The organism is Caecibacteroides pullorum, from assembly GCF_019239235.1.
Lineage (GTDB): Bacteria > Bacteroidota > Bacteroidia > Bacteroidales > Bacteroidaceae > Bacteroides > Bacteroides pullorum.
Window position 1 is genome coordinate 23,030 of sequence record NZ_JAAZTS010000007.1, and the last position, 18,327, is coordinate 41,356.

At 55.6% G+C, this 18,327-nt stretch carries 15 protein-coding genes; 7 read left to right on the forward strand and 8 right to left on the reverse strand.

Features of this window, described 5'->3' with window-relative positions; all coding sequences use genetic code 11:
- Nucleotides 1–8: 8 nt before the first annotated feature.
- Together HF894_RS06705 and HF894_RS06710 are read left to right on the forward strand one after the other, a co-directional pair.
- Nucleotides 9–1,355: a PSP1 domain-containing protein gene (locus tag HF894_RS06705; RefSeq protein ID WP_204972687.1), complete on the forward strand. Its 1,347-nt coding sequence runs from the start codon at nt 9–11 to the stop codon at nt 1,353–1,355.
- Nucleotides 1,342–1,869 (forward strand): gliding motility lipoprotein GldH, encoded by a 528-nt coding sequence (locus tag HF894_RS06710; protein ID WP_204972689.1) that lies wholly within the window; start codon nt 1,342–1,344, stop codon nt 1,867–1,869. The genes HF894_RS06705 and HF894_RS06710 overlap by 14 nt, the downstream gene beginning before the upstream one ends.
- On the opposite strand, the gene rodA is transcribed toward HF894_RS06710, so the two are convergent.
- The 8 genes from rodA to abc-f all read right to left on the reverse strand — a co-directional run bounded on the left by rodA (nt 1,811) and on the right by abc-f (nt 13,638).
- Nucleotides 1,811–3,271 (reverse strand): rod shape-determining protein RodA, encoded by a 1,461-nt coding sequence (gene rodA / locus HF894_RS06715; RefSeq protein WP_021848744.1) that lies wholly within the window; start codon nt 3,269–3,271, stop codon nt 1,811–1,813. The two genes, HF894_RS06710 and rodA, sit on opposite strands and share 59 nt — an antisense overlap.
- A complete protein-coding gene (mrdA, locus tag HF894_RS06720) occupies nt 3,252–5,120 on the reverse strand; it encodes a penicillin-binding protein 2 (RefSeq protein ID WP_021848743.1) in 1,869 nt (622 codons plus the stop codon). The genes rodA and mrdA overlap by 20 nt, the downstream gene beginning before the upstream one ends.
- 25 nt (nt 5,121–5,145) lie before the next feature.
- Complete coding sequence (gene mreD / locus HF894_RS06725; RefSeq protein ID WP_021848742.1) at nt 5,146–5,655, reverse strand: rod shape-determining protein MreD; 510 nt, start codon at nt 5,653–5,655, stop codon at nt 5,146–5,148.
- A gap of 24 nt (nt 5,656–5,679) precedes the next feature.
- Nucleotides 5,680–6,525, reverse strand: a complete 846-nt coding sequence (gene mreC / locus HF894_RS06730; protein WP_021848741.1) for a rod shape-determining protein MreC — start codon at nt 6,523–6,525, stop codon at nt 5,680–5,682.
- A 117-nt stretch (nt 6,526–6,642) separates the two neighbouring features.
- Nucleotides 6,643–7,665 carry a rod shape-determining protein gene (locus HF894_RS06735; protein ID WP_021848740.1) on the reverse strand — a complete coding sequence of 341 codons (1,023 nt, stop codon included), beginning with the start codon at nt 7,663–7,665 and terminating at the stop codon, nt 6,643–6,645.
- Nucleotides 7,666–7,776: 111 nt separating this feature from the next.
- Nucleotides 7,777–9,303: a bifunctional phosphoribosylaminoimidazolecarboxamide formyltransferase/IMP cyclohydrolase gene (gene purH / locus HF894_RS06740; protein ID WP_075318778.1), complete on the reverse strand. Its 1,527-nt coding sequence runs from the start codon at nt 9,301–9,303 to the stop codon at nt 7,777–7,779.
- A 305-nt stretch (nt 9,304–9,608) separates the two neighbouring features.
- Complete coding sequence (locus tag HF894_RS06745) at nt 9,609–11,645, reverse strand: M13 family metallopeptidase (protein ID WP_204972692.1); 2,037 nt, start codon at nt 11,643–11,645, stop codon at nt 9,609–9,611.
- A 34-nt stretch (nt 11,646–11,679) separates the two neighbouring features.
- Entirely contained in the window at nt 11,680–13,638 is a 1,959-nt protein-coding gene (gene abc-f, locus HF894_RS06750) for a ribosomal protection-like ABC-F family protein (RefSeq protein ID WP_204972694.1), read from the reverse strand.
- 129 nt (nt 13,639–13,767) lie between these two features.
- Here abc-f and HF894_RS06755 point away from each other — a divergent pair, with 129 nt between their 5' ends.
- The 5 genes from HF894_RS06755 (at nt 13,768) to HF894_RS06775 (ending at nt 18,188) form a co-directional block, all read left to right on the forward strand.
- Nucleotides 13,768–14,706, forward strand: coding sequence for a hypothetical protein (locus HF894_RS06755; RefSeq protein ID WP_204972696.1), 939 nt, complete (start codon nt 13,768–13,770; stop codon nt 14,704–14,706).
- A 92-nt stretch (nt 14,707–14,798) separates the two neighbouring features.
- On the forward strand, nt 14,799–15,143 hold the full coding sequence (locus HF894_RS06760; protein ID WP_394369825.1) for a hypothetical protein: 345 nt from the start codon (nt 14,799–14,801) through the stop codon (nt 15,141–15,143).
- Between the two features lie 30 nt (nt 15,144–15,173).
- The gene (locus HF894_RS06765) at nt 15,174–15,440 is read left to right on the forward strand and encodes a PqqD family protein (protein WP_204972700.1); all 267 of its coding nucleotides are present in this window, start codon (nt 15,174–15,176) and stop codon (nt 15,438–15,440) included.
- A gap of 7 nt (nt 15,441–15,447) precedes the next feature.
- Nucleotides 15,448–16,560, forward strand: coding sequence for a nucleotidyltransferase domain-containing protein (locus HF894_RS06770; RefSeq protein WP_246593161.1), 1,113 nt, complete (start codon nt 15,448–15,450; stop codon nt 16,558–16,560).
- Entirely contained in the window at nt 16,557–18,188 is a 1,632-nt protein-coding gene (locus HF894_RS06775; protein ID WP_204972702.1) for an ABC transporter ATP-binding protein, read from the forward strand. The genes HF894_RS06770 and HF894_RS06775 overlap by 4 nt, the downstream gene beginning before the upstream one ends.
- The last annotated feature ends 139 nt before the right edge of the window (nt 18,189–18,327 follow it).

Here is an 18,327-nt window from a genome sequence, read left to right on the forward strand (position 1 = left end):
TATACATTATGACTGATTTTACACTACATAACGGAAGCGGGCGGCTTTGCCTCCGCAGTTGCGGACGGCAGGACAGGCAGCTGAATACGTATGACTGGCTGGCAGACATTCCCGGCAATGAAGCCGAGTCGGAGTATGTCGAAGTGCAGTTCAAGAATACGAGGAAAGGCTATTTCCGCAACTCCAACCGCCTGGAACTGGCGAAAGGAGATATTGTGGCGGTTGAGGCTACACCTGGCCACGATATCGGTGTCGTGACTTTGACCGGCCGCCTTGTACCCCTGCAGATGAAGAAAACCGGAGTGCGCAACGAAGCCGATATCCGCCGTATCTACCGTAAGGCTAAAGCGGCTGATATGGAGAAGTATGCTGAGGCCAAGGCGCGCGAGCATTCTACCATGATACGTGCCCGGCAAATAGCACTCAGCCTGGGGCTGGACATGAAAATCGGTGACGTGGAGTATCAGGGCGACGGTAATAAGGCCATCTTCTATTATATAGCCGAAGGTCGTGTGGATTTCCGTCAGCTCATCAAGGTGCTGGCCGAGGCTTTCAGGGTACGTATCGAAATGAAACAGATCGGAGCCCGTCAGGAGGCCGGACGCATTGGAGGCATAGGACCCTGTGGCCGTGAGTTGTGCTGTGCCACGTGGATGACCAGTTTTGTATCTGTCTCTACAGGAGCCGCACGCTATCAGGACATTTCGCCCAATCCGCAGAAGCTGGCCGGGCAATGTGCCAAACTGAAATGTTGCCTCAACTATGAGGTGGATGTCTATGTCGAAGCTCAGAAACGATTGCCCAGCAAGGAGATTACGCTGCGTACCAAGGATGCCGAGTGGTTCTACTTTAAGGCGGATATTCTGGCCGGACAGGTGACCTATTCGAGCGATAAGTCTATTCCTGCCAACTTGGTTACCATTCCTGCCCGCCGTGCTTTTGAGGTAATCAATATGAATCGCAAAGGAGCGGCGCCTGATACGTTGGCAGAAGCGGATAATGAAAAGAAGCAGGTTTCGGCCGACTTGTTGGAACAGGAAAGCGTGACCCGCTTTGATCGCAACCGCAAAGGAAAGGGGGGCAACGAAAACAAAGGTGGCGGAAACGGAGAAGGCAAGAAGAAAAAGAAGAAAAATAAAGGAGGCGGTGATGTACTGGCTCAAGAAGCAAAGCAGGAAGGAACCGCACAGGCTCCGGTAGAGGCCAAGAAAGAAAATAAAGAGGCCTCGACAGAAAAAACGGCCGAACCTTCACGCTCGAAAAACCGCCGCAACAGGTCGAAAAAAAACGCCAAGCCTGCGGTTAAGAATGATGGCAAGCGGGAAGAAAAAGGAAGCGGTAATGCACAAGGTTGATGTAATGCGGCTTGTGGCGGCAACGGCAGCCGTAATCCTGTTGACGGCTTGTGGAGAAAACGTCGTGTATAGCCATTATGAGGCTGTAGAGGGCAGGGGGTGGAGAAAGAACGACACCCTGTCCTTTACAACCACTGTTACGGTTCCCGACAAAAGCCTGGATGTCTATGTGGATGTGCGTCATGGCAATAATTATCCTTACCGCAATCTGGCTCTGTCATTGACCAGCATGTTGTCTTCTCCGGCGGATTCTCTTGTCCGTACAGATACCTTGCGATTGATGCTGGCCGATAGCGAAGGACGGTGGACAGGAGAAGGGTTTGCCAATCTTTATCATAACGCATCCTATGTGACGACGGTTCGGCTGGATACACCTGCCACTTGCCGTTTTGTCCTGTTGCCAGTTATGCAAGACTCACTTCTGCAAGGCGTGAGCGATGTTGGAGTCAGGATGGTTATCTCATCCTCTTCCCACGCCCCGCATCGATCCGCAGGAATACGAACAGCAGAATAGTAAATCCCCATAAAGAAGAACCGCCGTAACTGAAGAATGGAAGCGGGATGCCGATGACGGGTGTCAGGCCAAGTACCATGCCTATGTTGATAAACAGGTGGAAGAAGAAGATTCCCAGCACGGAGTATCCATAGACACGTCCCGAGACGGTAGGCTGGCGTTCGGACAAATGGATCAGACGCAAGAGCAGGCACATGTAGAGCAACAGTACGAATACCGAGCCTACGAATCCTTCCTCTTCACCTACCGTACAAAAAATAAAATCGGTGTCCTGCTCGGGCACGTATTTCAGTTTCGTTTGTGTTCCATTCAGGAAACCTTTGCCCCAAAGACCGCCCGAGCCGATGGCGATTTTCGACTGGTTGACATTATAGCCAGCACCGGCCAAGTCTTCTTCCAACCCCAGTACTACTTTGATGCGGATCTGTTGATGAGGTTCCAGGACCTGGTTGAAAACATAGTCGCACGAGTACAAGAAGCCTACCGAGGCTATCATGAATGCCGAGACAAGTACATAGATCTTCCTCCGTTCGCGCAAGGCTAAAAATACAAGCCATCCCGCAGCACATGCGCAAAGTCCCCAAAGCACATAGACCACGTTGAATGTCCATAGCCAGCCGGATATGGCACAGGCTAAGGCTACCACTGCAATACACGTGATTGTCATCTGACTGACTATGGCACGGTTGCGTTGATAGACCTGAAGCAGGATAGGGGCGGAAATCAGAATGAGGCACAACACGGCGAACTCGCCCACGGAAGTGGAGTCATGGAGCATCGTGACATCGGCGTAGCGGATACCTACAACAAAGTAAACGACGGCACATACTCCGGCAAACAGAATCGCCCCCGGCATACCTTCGCGGTAAAGCATCAGAAAGAAAGACAGATAGACCAGGGCTGACCCCGTCTCGCGCTGTCCTACAATGAGCAGCATGGGGCAGGCTATCAGGAAAGCAATGGTCAGCACGTTGCGCCAGTTTTGGAGAACAAAGCCATAAGCTCCCATAAATTTGGCTAAAGCCAGTGCCGTAGCGAATTTGGCAAACTCGGCCGGCTGCAGACTTACCGGTCCCAGTATGAGCCATGAACGCGATCCTTTTGTGTCGGGTGCAATGAAGATGGTAACGAGTAACAATACCAGCATGCCCGCGTATATGATATAGGCGAAGGTATCATAGAACATATCGTCCAGCATCAATAATACAAAGCCTAGACCGAAGGAACAGATAATCCATACGAACTGTTTGCCTGCGCGGGTGGAAAAGTCCAGAAAATCGCGGTCTACATAATCATAACTTGCACCACAGACACTGAACCAGCCCCAAATGACCAGTAGCAGATAGATGACAACCGTCATCCAGTCTAGCGATTTCCAAATACTATCTCTCCTCGTTGCCATAAATAATTACTCGGTTACTGAAATCTTCGGCCAGTATCTCGTTCTGTGGCGAAAGTTTGCCATGCAGATATTGGTCCATCATTAATGCACCGATAGGTACACCGTAAGTCGCTCCCCAACCTCCGTTTTCTACATAAACGACGATGGCTATCTTGGGATCGTTCATCGGAGCGAATCCCATGAAAACGGAATGGTCTTTGCCATGCGGATTCTGTGCTGTACCGGTCTTTCCGCAAGCTTCTACTCCGGGAAGCAATGTGCCTACCAACCGGCATGTTCCGCTTCCTGTACTACCCGTAACGGCTGCCCGCATACCTTTCACGATGTCCTCGTAATATTCCTTTCGGATTGTCGGAGTGCGTACTGTCTGGTAAAGGCTGTCTAGCGGGTTGTCCTGTATTTCTTTTACGACATGTGGGGTGATAAAGTGGCCGCGGTTGGCAATTGTTGCTCCCAGATTAGCAATCTGTAATGGGGTGGCCAGAATTTCTCCCTGGCCGATGGCGATACTGATAATTGTCAATCCGTTCCAAGAGCCTCGGTAGATGCGGTCGTAATATTGTGAATTGGGGATGAAGCCTCGTAGTTCTCCTGGCAGGTCCACTCCCAGCTGGTAGCCGAAGCCTTGTGACACCATATCGTCTTTCCATACGGTAAGCGCTTCCTGCGGAGAACCGTATTTCTTGTCACCGATCATTTTGTATAATCCCCAGCAAAAATAGGAGTTGCACGAAGTGGCAATGGCCGGTATAAGCGGGAGGGGAGCTGCATGTCCGTGGCATCCGACCCGCAGCCCGCGGTGAATAAAGCCATGGGAGCATGGAAAAGGGGTGTCTTCCTGAATAATGCCTTCCTCCAAAAAGATCAGACCTTGTGTTGTCTTGAAAGTTGAGCCGGGAGGATAGGTACCCATGATGGCTCGGTTCAATAAAGGCTTTTGGCGATTCTTTTCCAGAAGTTGGTGGTTTTTTCCACGCTGCCGGCCGATCATCATGTGTGGATCGAAGCTGGGAGAAGACACCATGCAGAGAATTTCGCCCGTTTTAGGTTCAATGGCTACGATAGCGCCTATTTTGTTTTGCATCAGACGTTCGCCCAACATTTGAAGATCGATGTCGATACCCAGTTTCAGGTTCTTGCCAGGTACCGACGGACGGTCCAGTTGTCCGTCCATATAATGTCCCTGTATGCGGCCATGTGCATCGCGTAACAGGATTTCTACGCCTTTTTCGCCACGAAGGTATTTTTCGTAGGAACGTTCGACTCCCTGTTTGCCGATGTAGTCGCCGCGGATATAATAGTCGTCTTTTTCAATGTCGCGCATGGATACCTCACCGATATCGCCTAAGACATGACCGGCCGAATTGTAGGAGTACTGGCGGATGGTGCGTCGTTGGATGGAGAAGCCGGGGAACTTATAGAGCTTTTCCTGAAACACGCCACATTCTTCGGCCGAAAGTTGCGTCATAAACACTTGTGGGGTGTATTTGGAGTAGCCCGGATTTTTACGGAAGTTGCGGACTTCTTCCATGCGTTGCAGGAACTGTTCGCGTGTGATTCCCAGTGAGCGGCAAAAATCGAGTGTGTCGAGTTGTGTCACTTCACGTGGAATGAATGTGATGTCATAGGCCGGTTGGTTAAAAACGAGCAGTTTGCCGTTTCGGTCGTAAATGGCTCCACGTGAGGGGTATTGTATTTTATTGAGGAAAGCATTGCTGTCGGCGTAGCGCTTGTACTTGTCTGAGAAGATCTGGAGTCCTGCCAGACGGAGAATGTATATCAGGACGATGCAAACGACAATTGCGCCGAGGATGTATTTCCGTTTTTCGAATGTATAATCTTTCGCCATCAGTCTGTTTATTTTTTAGTTCGTTTCATCGTTTACCTTTTTGGAAGAGCATTTCTAAAGCCAGTACGCAAAGCATGGTAAAGAGGGTGCTGGAGATGATCCGCAGTAACAACTCTGGCAGATGGGCGAAGGAGAATGATTCAAGTGAGAGCAATACGGCGTGGTGCAGTAACACAGCTGTGGTCGCATATTTCAGGAAGACATTTATTCCCATGGTATGGATGGCAGGGACAAGTGTCTCTTGGAGGTCACGGGGAACGAAAAGTCTCAGTAGGGTAGGACGGACGAAAGCGAGAAGTACTGTTGAGGCTGCATTCAATCCAGGGGTGTCTGAGAAGATATCGACCATCAACCCCAGTACGAATGCCCATAACATCAGCCTGTTTGTCGGCACGTCTGCCTCAAACTTCAAAAGCAGGTAGATGTACAGGAAAGGGGTGGCATAACCGCCGATGTGGAGGTTGTTCAATATCAATGCCTGCAACAAAACCAGTGCGACAAGCCATCCTGCTTTATGTAGATAGGTTATTGTCATTTTTTTTATTTCTGAATTTAGAACTCATTGTTCTTGTTCCAATGCTTTTTGTTCTTCCTGGCCACGTCGGGCAAGGATACGGACAGAACCCAGTTTGCCAAAGTCTGTCGCAAGTTTGATTCTGAGCAGGTAAGACAACCCGTCGTTGGAGTCGGCCATGTCGTCGACGACTCCTACCATAAGTCCTTGCGGAAAGACAGATGAAAATCCGCTGGTGACAACGGTGTCGCCCAAATTGAACTCTGCATGTCTAGGCAGGTCTTTCAGATAGGCATAGCGGGGATCGCCTCCTTCCCATTTCAGATAGCCGAAATAGTCGCTTCCCTGGATCTTGCAACTGATGCTGGACTTGCTGTTGAGCAGAGGAAGGACCAACGAATAGCTTGGAGAAGTGCGGTAAACAATTCCTACTACACCGGCTGCACCTACTACGGCCATGTCGGGCTTGACACCAGCTGCACTCCCTTGGTCGAGGGTTATGTAGTTGTCTGTTCGGTTCAGGCTGTTTTTTATCACATGCGCCTTGAAGCTTTGTTCGATTCCTGTGCCTGGCGGCATGTCGCGATCCAGCGCTTGGCGGACGGCAGAGTCGCCTACGTATCCGGATAAAGCGCTTTCAAGTTGCAAGACTCGTTGTTCCAGCCATACATTGCGGTCGAGCAAGTCTTCGTTGGCATCCTTCAGGTGGAAATAGGACGTGATGCTTCCCGTTACTTCGTAGACTTTTCCCGCAATCAGGTTGGCGGACGAAAGAGCCGCGCTGTGCTGGTAAGGACCGGTGTTGCACAACAAAAACAAGCTGACTGCCTCAAGCAACAGGAAGAGGAGCCAGTGGTTGTATTTTAACAGGAAGTTAAGGAGGTCACGCACGTCTCTTAATAACGGTTAGTGGTTAATGATGAACGGTTAGTGGTAAGGGGTTAACGGTTAGTATCCCCATTCAGATGGCTACTCACCGTTAACCGCTTACCACTAACCGCTGATTATTTATCGCATCAGGAACGAGAAACGATCTACATTCTTCAGCGCAATGCCTGTACCTTTGGCAACGGCGTGCAAAGGATCTTCGGCGATATGGAAAGGAATGTTGATCTTGTCTGTCAGACGCTTGTCGAGTCCGCGAAGCAGAGCGCCTCCACCAGCCAGATAGATACCGTTGTGTACGATGTCGGCATACAGTTCGGGTGGTGTGTTCTCCAGTGCGCTGAGGATAGCCGTTTCGATCTTCGAGATGGATTTCTCGAGGCAGTGGGCCACTTCCTGGTAGCATACGGGCACTTCCATAGGCAGGGCCGTGATGCGGTTCGGGCCATGTACGATATAGTCTTCAGGGGCATCGTCGCCCAGGTCGGTCAAGGCGGCTCCCACATGGATCTTGATACGCTCGGCCATACGCTCGCTGACCTTCACGTTGTGCTGGCGGCTCATGTACTCTTGGATATCGGCCGTAAGGTCATCGCCCGCGATGCGGATGGAGTTGTTCGACACAATACCTCCCAACGAGATGACGGCGATTTCGGTCGAGCCACCTCCTATGTCCACAATCATGTTGCCTTCAGGCGCTTCTACGTCGATGCCAATACCGATAGCGGCGGCCATGGGCTCGAAGATGAGGTAAACGTCACGTCCACCAGCATGCTCGGCCGAGTCGCGCACGGCACGGAGCTCCACTTCGGTACTGCCCGAAGGCACGCCGATGACCATGCGGAGCGAAGGCGAAAAGAGACGGTGACGGGTGTTCACCATCTTGATAAGTCCGCGTATCATCTGCTCGCAAGCGTAGAAGTCGGCGATAACGCCGTCGCGCAGGGGACGGATGGTGCGGATGTTCTCATGCGTCTTCTCGTGCATGAGCTTGGCTTTTTCGCCCACGGCAATCATCTTGTCCGTACGGCGGTCGAGGGCCACAACCGAAGGTTCGTCCACCACAATCTTACCGTTGGAGGTAATGATGGTGTTGGCCGTGCCCAGGTCCATGGCTATTTCTTGGGTAAAAGAGAATAATCCCATCTTTTTAATGAAGAATTAAGAATGAAGAATTAAGAATGAAGAACGGAAAACAAGAATTCAGGCAGGCACTTCGATGCGCTCAAATTCTTCGTTCTTCATTCTTCATTATTTTTAGTGCTTGAAGTGACGGAAACCTGTTGTCACCATGGCGATGCCATGCTCGTTGCAGTAGTCAAAGCTCAGCTGGTCCTTGATGCTTCCGCCCGGCTGGATGACAGCAGTGATGCCTTCGTTGCCCGCAATCTCCACGCAATCGGGGAAGGGGAAGAAAGCGTCGCTGGCCATTACGGCTCCGTGCAGGTCGAAGCCGAAGCTCTTGGCCTTCTCGATGGCCTGTTTCAGCGCATCCACACGGCTTGTCTGACCGACGCCACTGGCCAGCAACTGGTGTCCCTTGGCCAGGACGATGGCGTTCGATTTGGAGTTCTTCACAATCTTGTTGGCGAAGAGCATGTCGTCGATTTCCTGTGCGGTAGGAGCCTTGACGGTCACTACTTTCAAGTCTTCGGGAGTTTCTACCTTGAGGTCGCGGTCTTGTACCAGTACGCCGTTCAGCAACGAACGGAACTGCTTCGTGGGCAGTGCGCCTTGCTTGCGGGCCAGGATGATGCGGTTCTTCTTCTGACCCAAGATTTCGAGGGCGTCCACGTCATAGTCGGGAGCGATGATGACTTCGAAGAAGATTTTCGTGATTTCCTCGGCAGCAGCCTTGTCGATGACGGCGTTCGTGATGAGCACACCACCGAAAGCTGATACAGGGTCGCCTGCCAGGGCGTCCTTCCAAGCCTCGAGCACCGTCGGACGGGTAGCCAAACCACAGGCATTGTTGTGCTTCAGGATGGCAAACGTCGTGTCATTGCCGAATTCGTTGATGAGGTCTACGGCAGCGTTGATGTCCAGCAGGTTGTTGTAGGAGATTTCCTTGCCGTGGATTTGGTCGAACATTTCGTCCAGATTGCCGTAGAAATATCCCTTCTGATGGGGGTTTTCGCCATAACGCAGGGTCTTCTGGTTGTTGGCCGAGTAGCGGAAGGCACTTCCTTCGCCGCCGTCGAAGTAGTTGAAGATGGCCGAGTCGTAGTGTGACGAAACGGCGAAAGCTTCCTTGGCAAACCAGCGGCGCTCTTCAATCGAAGTCGTTGCGCCATGCTCCATCAGCATGTCGCGCAGGGGCTGGTACTGTGCCTGCGAAGCTACGATGACCACATCCTTGTAGTTCTTGGCAGCGGCGCGGATGAGCGAGATGCCGCCTATGTCGATTTTCTCGATGATGTCGGCTTCGGGTGCTCCGCTGGCTACGGTTGCCTCAAACGGATAGAGGTCTACGATAACGAGGTCTATTTCGGGAATTTCATATTTTTCGATCTGTTGCAGGTCCTGCTCCACGTCGCGGCGGCACAGGATGCCTCCGAACACTTTCGGGTGGAGCGTCTTTACGCGGCCGCCCAGGATGGACGGATAGGTGGTCAGTTCTTCTACCGCGCGGCAGGGATAACCCAGTCCTTCGATGAACTGGCGTGTGCCGCCTGTTGAGAGGAATTCCACACCTTCTTCGTGCAGTTTGGTAATGATTTCGTCCAAACCGTCTTTATGGTAAACGGATACCAATGCTGTTTTGATTCTCTTTGCTTCCGTCATGGCTATATGGTTTTTATGCGTATTATATAATAACCCCGCAAAGTTACAAATTTTGTTGGTTTACCCATATACACCTTGGCAAGAAATTTACTATAATTAAAAGAATGAGCGGTTTATGTTTTTTCGTCCCAGTTGCCCCTTGTTGGGAAAGCATTGCTTTCTTCCTCGAAAAGCGGTGCTTTCCGCCTCGGAAAACGATGCTTTTCTGTTTGACAAGAAATGCCCGAACTTCCACAACGAGAAGTTCGGGCATTTTCAAAAGTTTTCCTGCCGATACGCCATGCGTTTCGGCAATGAAAGATATTTTACCAGATGGACACGCGTTCGGCGGCGGGGATGAACATCGGATCCTTGTCGGTAATGCCGAAGGCGTCATACCAGGCACCGATGTGAGGCAGGGCGCCGTTCACACGCCATTCGCCCAGCGAGTGTACGTCGATCTTCGTCATCTGAAGTACCGCTTCAGGACGGATGTTGTTGGCCCATACGCCTGCATAAGCCAGGAAGAAACGCTGTTCGGGTGTAAAGCCGTCTTTCACTTCGAGCGGAGCACCAGCCGTAGCGTTCTTGAAGGCCTGGAAGGCAACTTGCAAGCCACCATGGTCGGCGATGTTCTCGCCCAGCGTCATCTTACCGTTGGCATGTACACCAGGAGCTACTTCGATGCTGTCAAAGAATGCTACCATCACGTTAGCACGTTCTTCAAACTTCTTGGCGTCTTCTTCCGTCCACCAGTCTTTCAGGTTACCGTCCTTGTCGTACTGGCGGCCCTGGTCGTCGAATCCGTGCGTCATTTCGTGGCCGATTACTACGCCGATGGCTCCGTAGTTGAAGGCATCGTCTGCGTTCATGTCGAAGAACGGCGGTTGCAGGATGGCGGCAGGGAAGCAGATTTCGTTGGTTGTCGGATTATAGTAGGCGTTTACCGTCTGAGGTGTCATCAGCCACTCGTCCTTGTCAACAGGTTTTCCGGCCTTGGCCACCATTTCGGCATGTCCCCATAGGTTGGCACGTTCGATGTTTGCCCAATAGGAATCGTCCTTGATTTCCAGTGCGCTATAGTCTTTCCATTTGTCAGGATAGCCAATCTTTACGTGGAAGGTAGAGAGCTTCTCCAGAGCCTTCACCTTGGTAGAGTCGCCCATCCATTCGAGGGCCTGGATACGTTCGCCCAAGGCCGTCTGCAGGTTCTTCACAAGACCCACCATACGTTCCTTGGCGGCGGCAGGGAAGTATTTCTCCACATACATCTGACCTACAGCTTCGCCCAGCATGGAGCTAACCACACTTACGGCCGTCTTCCAACGGGGTTGCATCTCTTGTGCACCCGACATCGTACGGCTATAGAAGTCGAAATTCTGCTCCTTCATGGCATCGTTCAGGTAGCTGGCGGCGGCGTCAATCAGCTTCCATTGCAGATAGAGTTTCTGCTGGTCGAGGGGCAGAGTATCAATAATCTTGACCGATGCCTCGAGCGAAGCGGGCTGTCCGATGATGATTTCGTTCACATCGTTCAGATCGAGTCCTTTCAGATAGGCATCCCAGTCGAAAGTGGCGTATTGCTTCTTGATGTCGTCCATCGCCATCTTGTTGTAGTTGGCATGCGGATCGCGCAGCTCTACACGCGAACGGAAGGCCTTGGCCAGACGAGTTTCCACGTCCATCACGGCCTTCATACCCTGCTCGGCGGTAGCGGCGTCGAAGCCGGCCAGCTGATACATTTTCTTTACATGTTCCTTGAAGGCCTCGCGAATCTTTACGGTAGCCTCATCGTCGAGCAGATAATAGTCGCGGTCGCCCATGCTCAGGCCATATTGGGCCATCTGTACGGCGTTCATGTTGCTGTTCATCTCGTCGGCACCTACATAGATGGCGAGGTAGGCGGCGATACCTTTCTTGTACATTTCGGCCAGCAACGGGTAAAGCTCTTTCTTGTCCTTCAGGGCGGCAATCTGGTCGAGTTCGGCCTTGATGGGAGCTACGCCTTCCTGGTTCAGCTTGACGCTGTCCATGGCAATCTTATACATGTCGCCCACCTTCTGTGCGACAGAGCCTGCCTCGTGTTGTGTAGCGGCCAGTTCTTCGATAAGGCCCTGAATCTGCTTGCGGTTGTTTTCGGCCAGGACGGTGAACGAGCCATACTGGGAATACTCGTCGGTTAGCGGATTGTTCTTGATCCAACCGCCGCAGGCATAGCGGTAGAAGTCCGTACCCGGCAGGTTGGTTGTGTCCAGGTTGGCAAGGTCGATGCCGGCGGTCAGAGCCGTCTGCTGCTTGCCTGTGTTGCAGGATGCCAATGCCAGGCAAAGGGCTGCAACGGGGAAATAATACTTCAAATTCATAATCTCTATTGTTTAAAAGTTTACATTTTCTTGCTTATTTTTTGGCTTCCTCCAGTTCGGTCGAAGCGGCGTCCCATTCTTCCATCACGCGGTCGAGTTGCTGCTTCAGCTTCTGGTGCTGTTCGTAGAGCGACATGTCCGAAGCTCCTTCAGGCGTAGCCATCTTTTCCTCGAGGATGGCAATGGCGGCCTCTGTCTGTTCGATTTCGGCCTCACAATCGGCTACGCGTCGCTCCAGTTTCTTCAGTCGTTTGTTCAGTTCCTTCTGCTCTTCGTAGGACAGGCGGCCCGCTGAGACTTGGGGAGCTTCCGCCGCCGACGGTTTCTTGGCTCCCGTAGGTGATTCCGACAGGGAAGGCGACTTCTGCAATTCGTTCAGGTTCTCGATCTGTTTCTTTTTCAGGAAGTCGTAGATACCACCCAAATGTTCCTTTACCACTCCGCCGCCGAACTCATAGACTTTAGTCGCAAGCCCGTCGAGAAAATCACGGTCGTGGCTCACGATAATTACCGTGCCGTCGAAGTCGCGGATGGCTTCCTTCAGCACGTCCTTGGAGCGCATGTCCAGGTGGTTGGTCGGCTCGTCGAGGATGAGGAAGTTCACCGGCTCGAGCAAGAGCTTGATCATGGCCAGGCGGGTACGCTCGCCTCCGCTGAGTACCTTCACCTTCTTGTCCGATGCCTCGCCGCCGAACATGAAGGCACCCAGGATGTCGCGTATCTTCAGACGGATGTCGCCCACAGCCACGCGGTCGATGGTGTCGAACACCGTCAGCTCGCCGTCCAACAGTTGCGCTTGGTTTTGCGCGAAGTAGCCTATCTGTACGTTGTGTCCCAGCGTCAGTTTACCCGTGTAGTCGGAAATTTCGCCCATGATACACTTTACCAGCGTAGACTTACCTTCGCCGTTCTTGCCCACGAAGGCCACCTTCTCGCCACGGTTGATGGTGAGGTTGACGTCGTGGAAAACTACGTGGTTGCCATAGGCTTTCGCCACATCCTCGCAAATGACAGGATAGTTGCCACTACGGCTGGAGCAGACAAACTTCAGGCGCAGGGCGGAGTTATCTTCCTCGTCCACCTCGATGCGTTCGATTTTCTCCAGTTGCTTGATGCGGCTCTGCACCTGCACGGCCTTGGTAGCCTTGTAGCGGAAACGTTCGATGAAAGCTTCGGTATCCTCAATCTGCTTCTGCTGGTTCTCGTAGGCACGGAGTTGCTGCTCACGGCGTTCCTTGCGCAGGACGACAAACTCGTCGTATTTCACCTTGTAGTCGTAGATGCGTCCGCAGGATATTTCGATGGTGCGGGTCGTGACGTTGTTCAGGAAAGCACGGTCGTGGCTGACAAGCACCACGGCGTTGGCGCGCGTAGCGAGGAAGTTCTCCAGCCACTGGATGGATTCGATGTCCAGGTGGTTGGTAGGCTCGTCCAGCAGCAATACGTCGGGGCGGCGGAGCAGAAGCTTGGCCAGTTCGATGCGCATGCGCCATCCACCCGAAAACTCGCTTGTGGGGCGGTCGAAGTCCGCACGGCTGAAGCCCAGGCCCTGGAGCGTGCGCTCTATCTCGGCCTGATAGTTGGTACCGCCCATCATCAGGAAACGGTCGTTCTCATGCGTGAAGCGGTCGATGAGTTTCTGATAGTCCTCACTCTCGTAGTCGGTACGGTCGGCCAGTTCCTGGTTCATGCGCTCGATGTCGGCCTGCATCTCGAAGATGTGTTCGAAAGCCAGCTCGGCTTCCTGCATCACTGTCCGCTCGTCGCTCAGTACCATCACCTGCGGCAGATAGCCGATGGTACACTCGCGGGGGATGGATACCGTACCCGCCGTGGGGTGCTGCAATCCGGCCAGTATCTTCAGCATGGTCGATTTGCCCGCCCCGTTCTTGCCCACCAGGGCGATGCGGTCTTTTTTGTTGATGACGTAAGACACGTCTTCGAACAGGGGCGTGGCGTTGAATTCCACTTTCAGTCCTTCTACAGATATCATAGAGTCAATGTCTTTTTTCGTTTGAGCCTGCAAAGGTAACGATTCGCGGCGAACTGTGGACAATTCTCGCCCATCAATTATTAATTATCAACAATTCTGCTTATCTTTGAAGCCTTAAACAAAGCGTAAATGAATCAGACAAATACCTACTATCGCGTCGGGCCGCACGTTCTCCGCATTGGCGGTGCCGAGCCGTTGGAGCCGTCCGCCTTGCTGCCTTCGTTCGCCCCGTTCGTCCTCCCCGTGGAGGAGGGAGAGAAGGCCGCGAAAGTCATCGAAGTGGACATCTGCCCGAGTGAGGTTACTGCCGTCACTGACGTCGAAGACACCTTCCCGCAACCCGTCTCCTTCGAATGGGAGAATGCCCGCTGCACCCTGCGGCGACGGGCCGACGGAAGCTATCGGATCGGTATCGCCCCGCTGGACAACCTCGCCGTCGAGGCTTATGCCGACTGCACCGACCGTTTCCGCCGCAACGTCATCAGCCTGCCCGAGGCTCTGCACCCGATGGCGCCGTTTGTGGTGAACAACTTCCTGATGATGATTTACACTTTCGCCACCGCCGAGCGGGGGACGCTGATGGTGCACGCCTCTGTCATCTGCTACGAAGGGCGTGGCTATCTTTTCCTGGGCAAGAGCGGCACGGGCAAGAGCACGCACACCCGCCTCTGGCTGAAGCATATCGAAGGGAGCCGCCTGCTGAACGACGACAACCCCGTGGTGGCTCTCGACCCCAAGACGGGCGAAATCACCGTCTATGGTACGCCTTGGAGTGGCAAGACGCCCTGCTATCTGAACGAGTCGGTGCCCGTCGGCGCCTTCGTTCGCCTGGAGCAGGCGCCCGCCAACGACATCAGCCGCCTGACGGCCACGCACGCCTTCGCCGCCTTGCTGCCCTCGTGCTCATGCCTCAAACAGGACGCGGCCATCTATAAAGGTATCATCGACACCGTGACGCGCATCGCCACCCGCATCCCTGTCTGCCATCTGAAGTGCCTGCCCGATGAGGCCGCCGCACGTCTCAGCATGCAGACCGTCACTCAAGCCAGAGGAGGACAGCCGTCATGAAGAAGAGCCTGCCCAACGACCTGCTCATCCCCGAGGTGGCCGAGCTTATCCGCCAAGGGCACACGGTGACGCTGACAGCGCGCGGCAACAGCATGAACCCGTTCATCGTTGACCGCCGCGACCGCGTGGTACTGAGTCCCTGCACCGACGCCCAGTTGCAACCTGGTGCCGTGGTACTGGCCCTGACGGACGACCATCGCTATGTGCTCCACCGCATCGTGTGTCGTCGGGGCGACGAGCTGACACTGCTGGGCGACGGCAACCTGCACCAGACGGAGCGGACAGACACCGGCCGCGTCGTCGGCCTGCTGACCGCCGTCATCCGCAAGGGGCGGACGTATCCCACGGACGGTGCCGTCTGGCTCCGTTACTCCCGCTGGTGGCGGCGGCTCACGCCCGTCAGACGGTGGTTACTGGCGATATACAGGAGAATATAAGAATGGATAATTGATAATGGATAATTGAATATGAAAATCAAACCCGAATTCATGCTTCATCAGATTGGCGAGGAATACATCGTCATGCACGACGGCTCCACGAACGTGGACTTCAGCCGCATCATCAACCTTAACCGCACGGCCGCCTACCTGTGGCAGCGCTTCCGCGACGAAGACTTTGACGTCGACGCCCTGACCGCGGCCCTGACCGAGCGTTACGACGTGGCTTCCGAGCAGGCGCGCCGCGACGCCGAAGCCTTCATCCAGTCGCTGCAACGTTGCGGCATCCTCAGCTGACCGAGCCATGATGCAGCAAGCCTTCTTCTCGCTTGTCCGCGCCGGGCTGTGGGGCACGCCCGCCGACGCGGCTCTCTTCCGAGGACTGACTCCCGCCCAGTGGCAGGAGCTCCACCGGCTGGCGCATACGCAGTCGCTGCTGGCCGTCGTGTTCGACGGGCTGAACACCCTGCCTGCCGACCTGCGACCGCCCCGTCCGCTCTACCTGCAATGGGCGGCGCAGACGCTCCAGATCGAGCAGGCCAACGATCGCCTCGACCGCATGATTGTTCGCCTCGACCGACTCTATACTGATGCCGGCCTCCACCCCGTCCTGCTCAAGGGGCAGGGCATGGCCGCCTGCTACCGCCAGCCCCGCCACCGCCAGTGCGGCGACATCGACATTTATCTGGGCAAGGATGGGCAGCCGCGTGCCAACCGCCTCCTGCTTGAGGCCGGAGCGCAGGAGACGGGCGAAGAGTCCGACAAGCACGCCAGCTACGAGCTGGACGGTGTACACATCGAGAACCACCGCCTCGTCAACCGCACGAACAATCCCCTGGCCAACCGGCGCTTCTGTCGCCTCGTCCGTGAGTGGTATCCGCAGGGCACCGAGCGGCGCATCGGCATGCCCACGCCGCCGCCCACGTTCAACGCCCTCTACATCTTCCTCCACGCCTTCGAGCACTTCCTGAACAGCGGCATCGGCCTGCGCCAGCTGTGCGACTGGTGCTGCCTGCTGCGCACCCGCCGGGCTGACATCGACGACGCTCGCTTCGTTCGCGACCTGCGCCGCCTGGGACTGCTCCGCGCCGCCCGTGCCTTCGGCTATGTCTGCGTCAGCCGCTTGGGCCTGCCGTCCGACTGCCTGCCCTTCGACACCGAGGGCTGCCGACGCCTGGGCGAAGACCTGGTGGACGAAATCTTCGCCACGGGCAACTTCGGCAAGCATGACCGCCGCGTCGCGCCGCGCCCCAAGGGCTACTGGCGGGGCAAGTGGCACACCTTCTGCCGCGCCACGCGCCGTGTGGCCCGCCTCTACGGCTACGCCCCCGTGGAAGCCTGCTTCTATCCCGTGACCCTCATCAAGGGGACGCTGGCCATCCAGCTGAACCTGCTGAAAAAACGCCTTTGCCCATGAAAACGAACCGCTTCCTTCTGGCCTATCTCTGGGACCTGTCGCGCGGACAGCGCGGACGTATCCTGCTGAGTTGCCTCATCGGCATCCTGGGCACCGCCTTTGCCCTGGGCTTCGTCTACACGTCGAAGCAGCTGATAGATATCGCCACCGGTGCCCGCGCCGGAAGCCTGACCGTGATGGCCGCCGCGACCGTCGGCCTGCTCGCCTTGCAACTGCTTTGTGGCGCCGCCGATACGTGGGTCGCCGCCCGCATGGGGGTGGAGGCCGCCAACGCCCTGCGCCACCGCCTCTTCGGCCGACTGCTGCGCAGCCGCTGGAACGCGCTGGAGCAACTGCATACGGGCGATGTGGTGAACCGCGTGGAGCAGGACACCACGGCCATCGTCACCCTGCTCACCGCCTCGCTGCCCACCGCCGTGGTCACCGTCGTGCAGCTCGTGGCTGCCTTCGCCTTCTTCTACGTCCTCGACCCCGTGCTGCCGTGGCTCGTGGTGGGCATCCTGCCGCTGTTCCTGCTGGGCGCGCGCTTCTACCTGCGCCGCATGAAGCGCCTCACCCACGACATCCGCCGCAGCGACAGCCGTATCCAGGCCGTCATCCAGGAGACCCTGCAGCACCGCACCGTCATCAAGACGCTGGAGCAGGACGAGGGACGCATCCGCAGCCTCGGCACGCTACAGGACGACTTGCGCTCGCAGGTGCTGAGCCGCACGCGCTTCTCGCTGGCCGCCCGCATGGCCGTCTCCGCCGCCTTTGCCGGAGGCTACGTCACCGCCTTCATCTGGGGCGCCCTGCGCCTGAGCACGGGCAGCATCACCGTGGGCACGCTCACCGCCTTCCTGCAACTCGTGGGCCGCATCCAGCGTCCGGCGTTCGACCTCTCGCGCCTCGTGCCCTCCGTGGTCAACGCCCTGACCGCCGCCGACCGCCTGCTCGAGCTGGAGCGCCTGCCCGCCGAAGACGGAGGTGACGCCATCCGCTTCGACCGCACGCCCGTACTGGCCGTGGAGAACCTGCGCTTTGCCTACTCCGAGGGCGACGCGCCCGTGTTCAGCGGCTTCAGCCACCGCTTCGAGCCCGGCACGTGCACCGCCATCATGGGCGAGACGGGCCGTGGCAAGACCACCCTCGTGCGCCTGCTCCTGGCCCTGGCCGAGCCGCAGGAGGGGCGCATCACCCTCACCGACGGCGCGACGGCCTGCCCCGTCTCGGCCCGCACGCGCGGCAACTTCGTCTACGTGCCGCAGGGCAACACGCTGTTCAGCGGCACCGTGCGTGACAACCTGCTGATGGGCAACCCCGACGCTACGCCCCAGGAGCTGGACGAGGCGCTGCACACCGCCGTGGCCCTCGACTTCGTCCGCGCCCTGCCGCAGGGCCTCGACACGCCGCTCTCCGAACAGGGTGGCGGCCTCAGTGAAGGGCAGGCGCAGCGCATCGCCATCGCCCGCGCCCTGCTGCGCCCCGGCCGCATCCTGCTGCTCGACGAGGCCACCTCCGCCCTCGACCCCGAGACGGAGCGCACGCTCATCGCCCGCCTCCGCCGCCACGCCGCGGGACGGACGCTGCTCTTCGTTACCCACCATCCAGCGCTCGCGGCGGAGTGCGACGCGACGCTACGGCTATAGAAACATTCAAATCAAATAATCATAACAACCGCTGTAATACAACATACATATCTTAGCGAGAATATACAATTTATCAGTTCAATGTATATTTCTCATCTCTGTTGGCCATTCTTATGATATGACCTTCTGACAAAACACT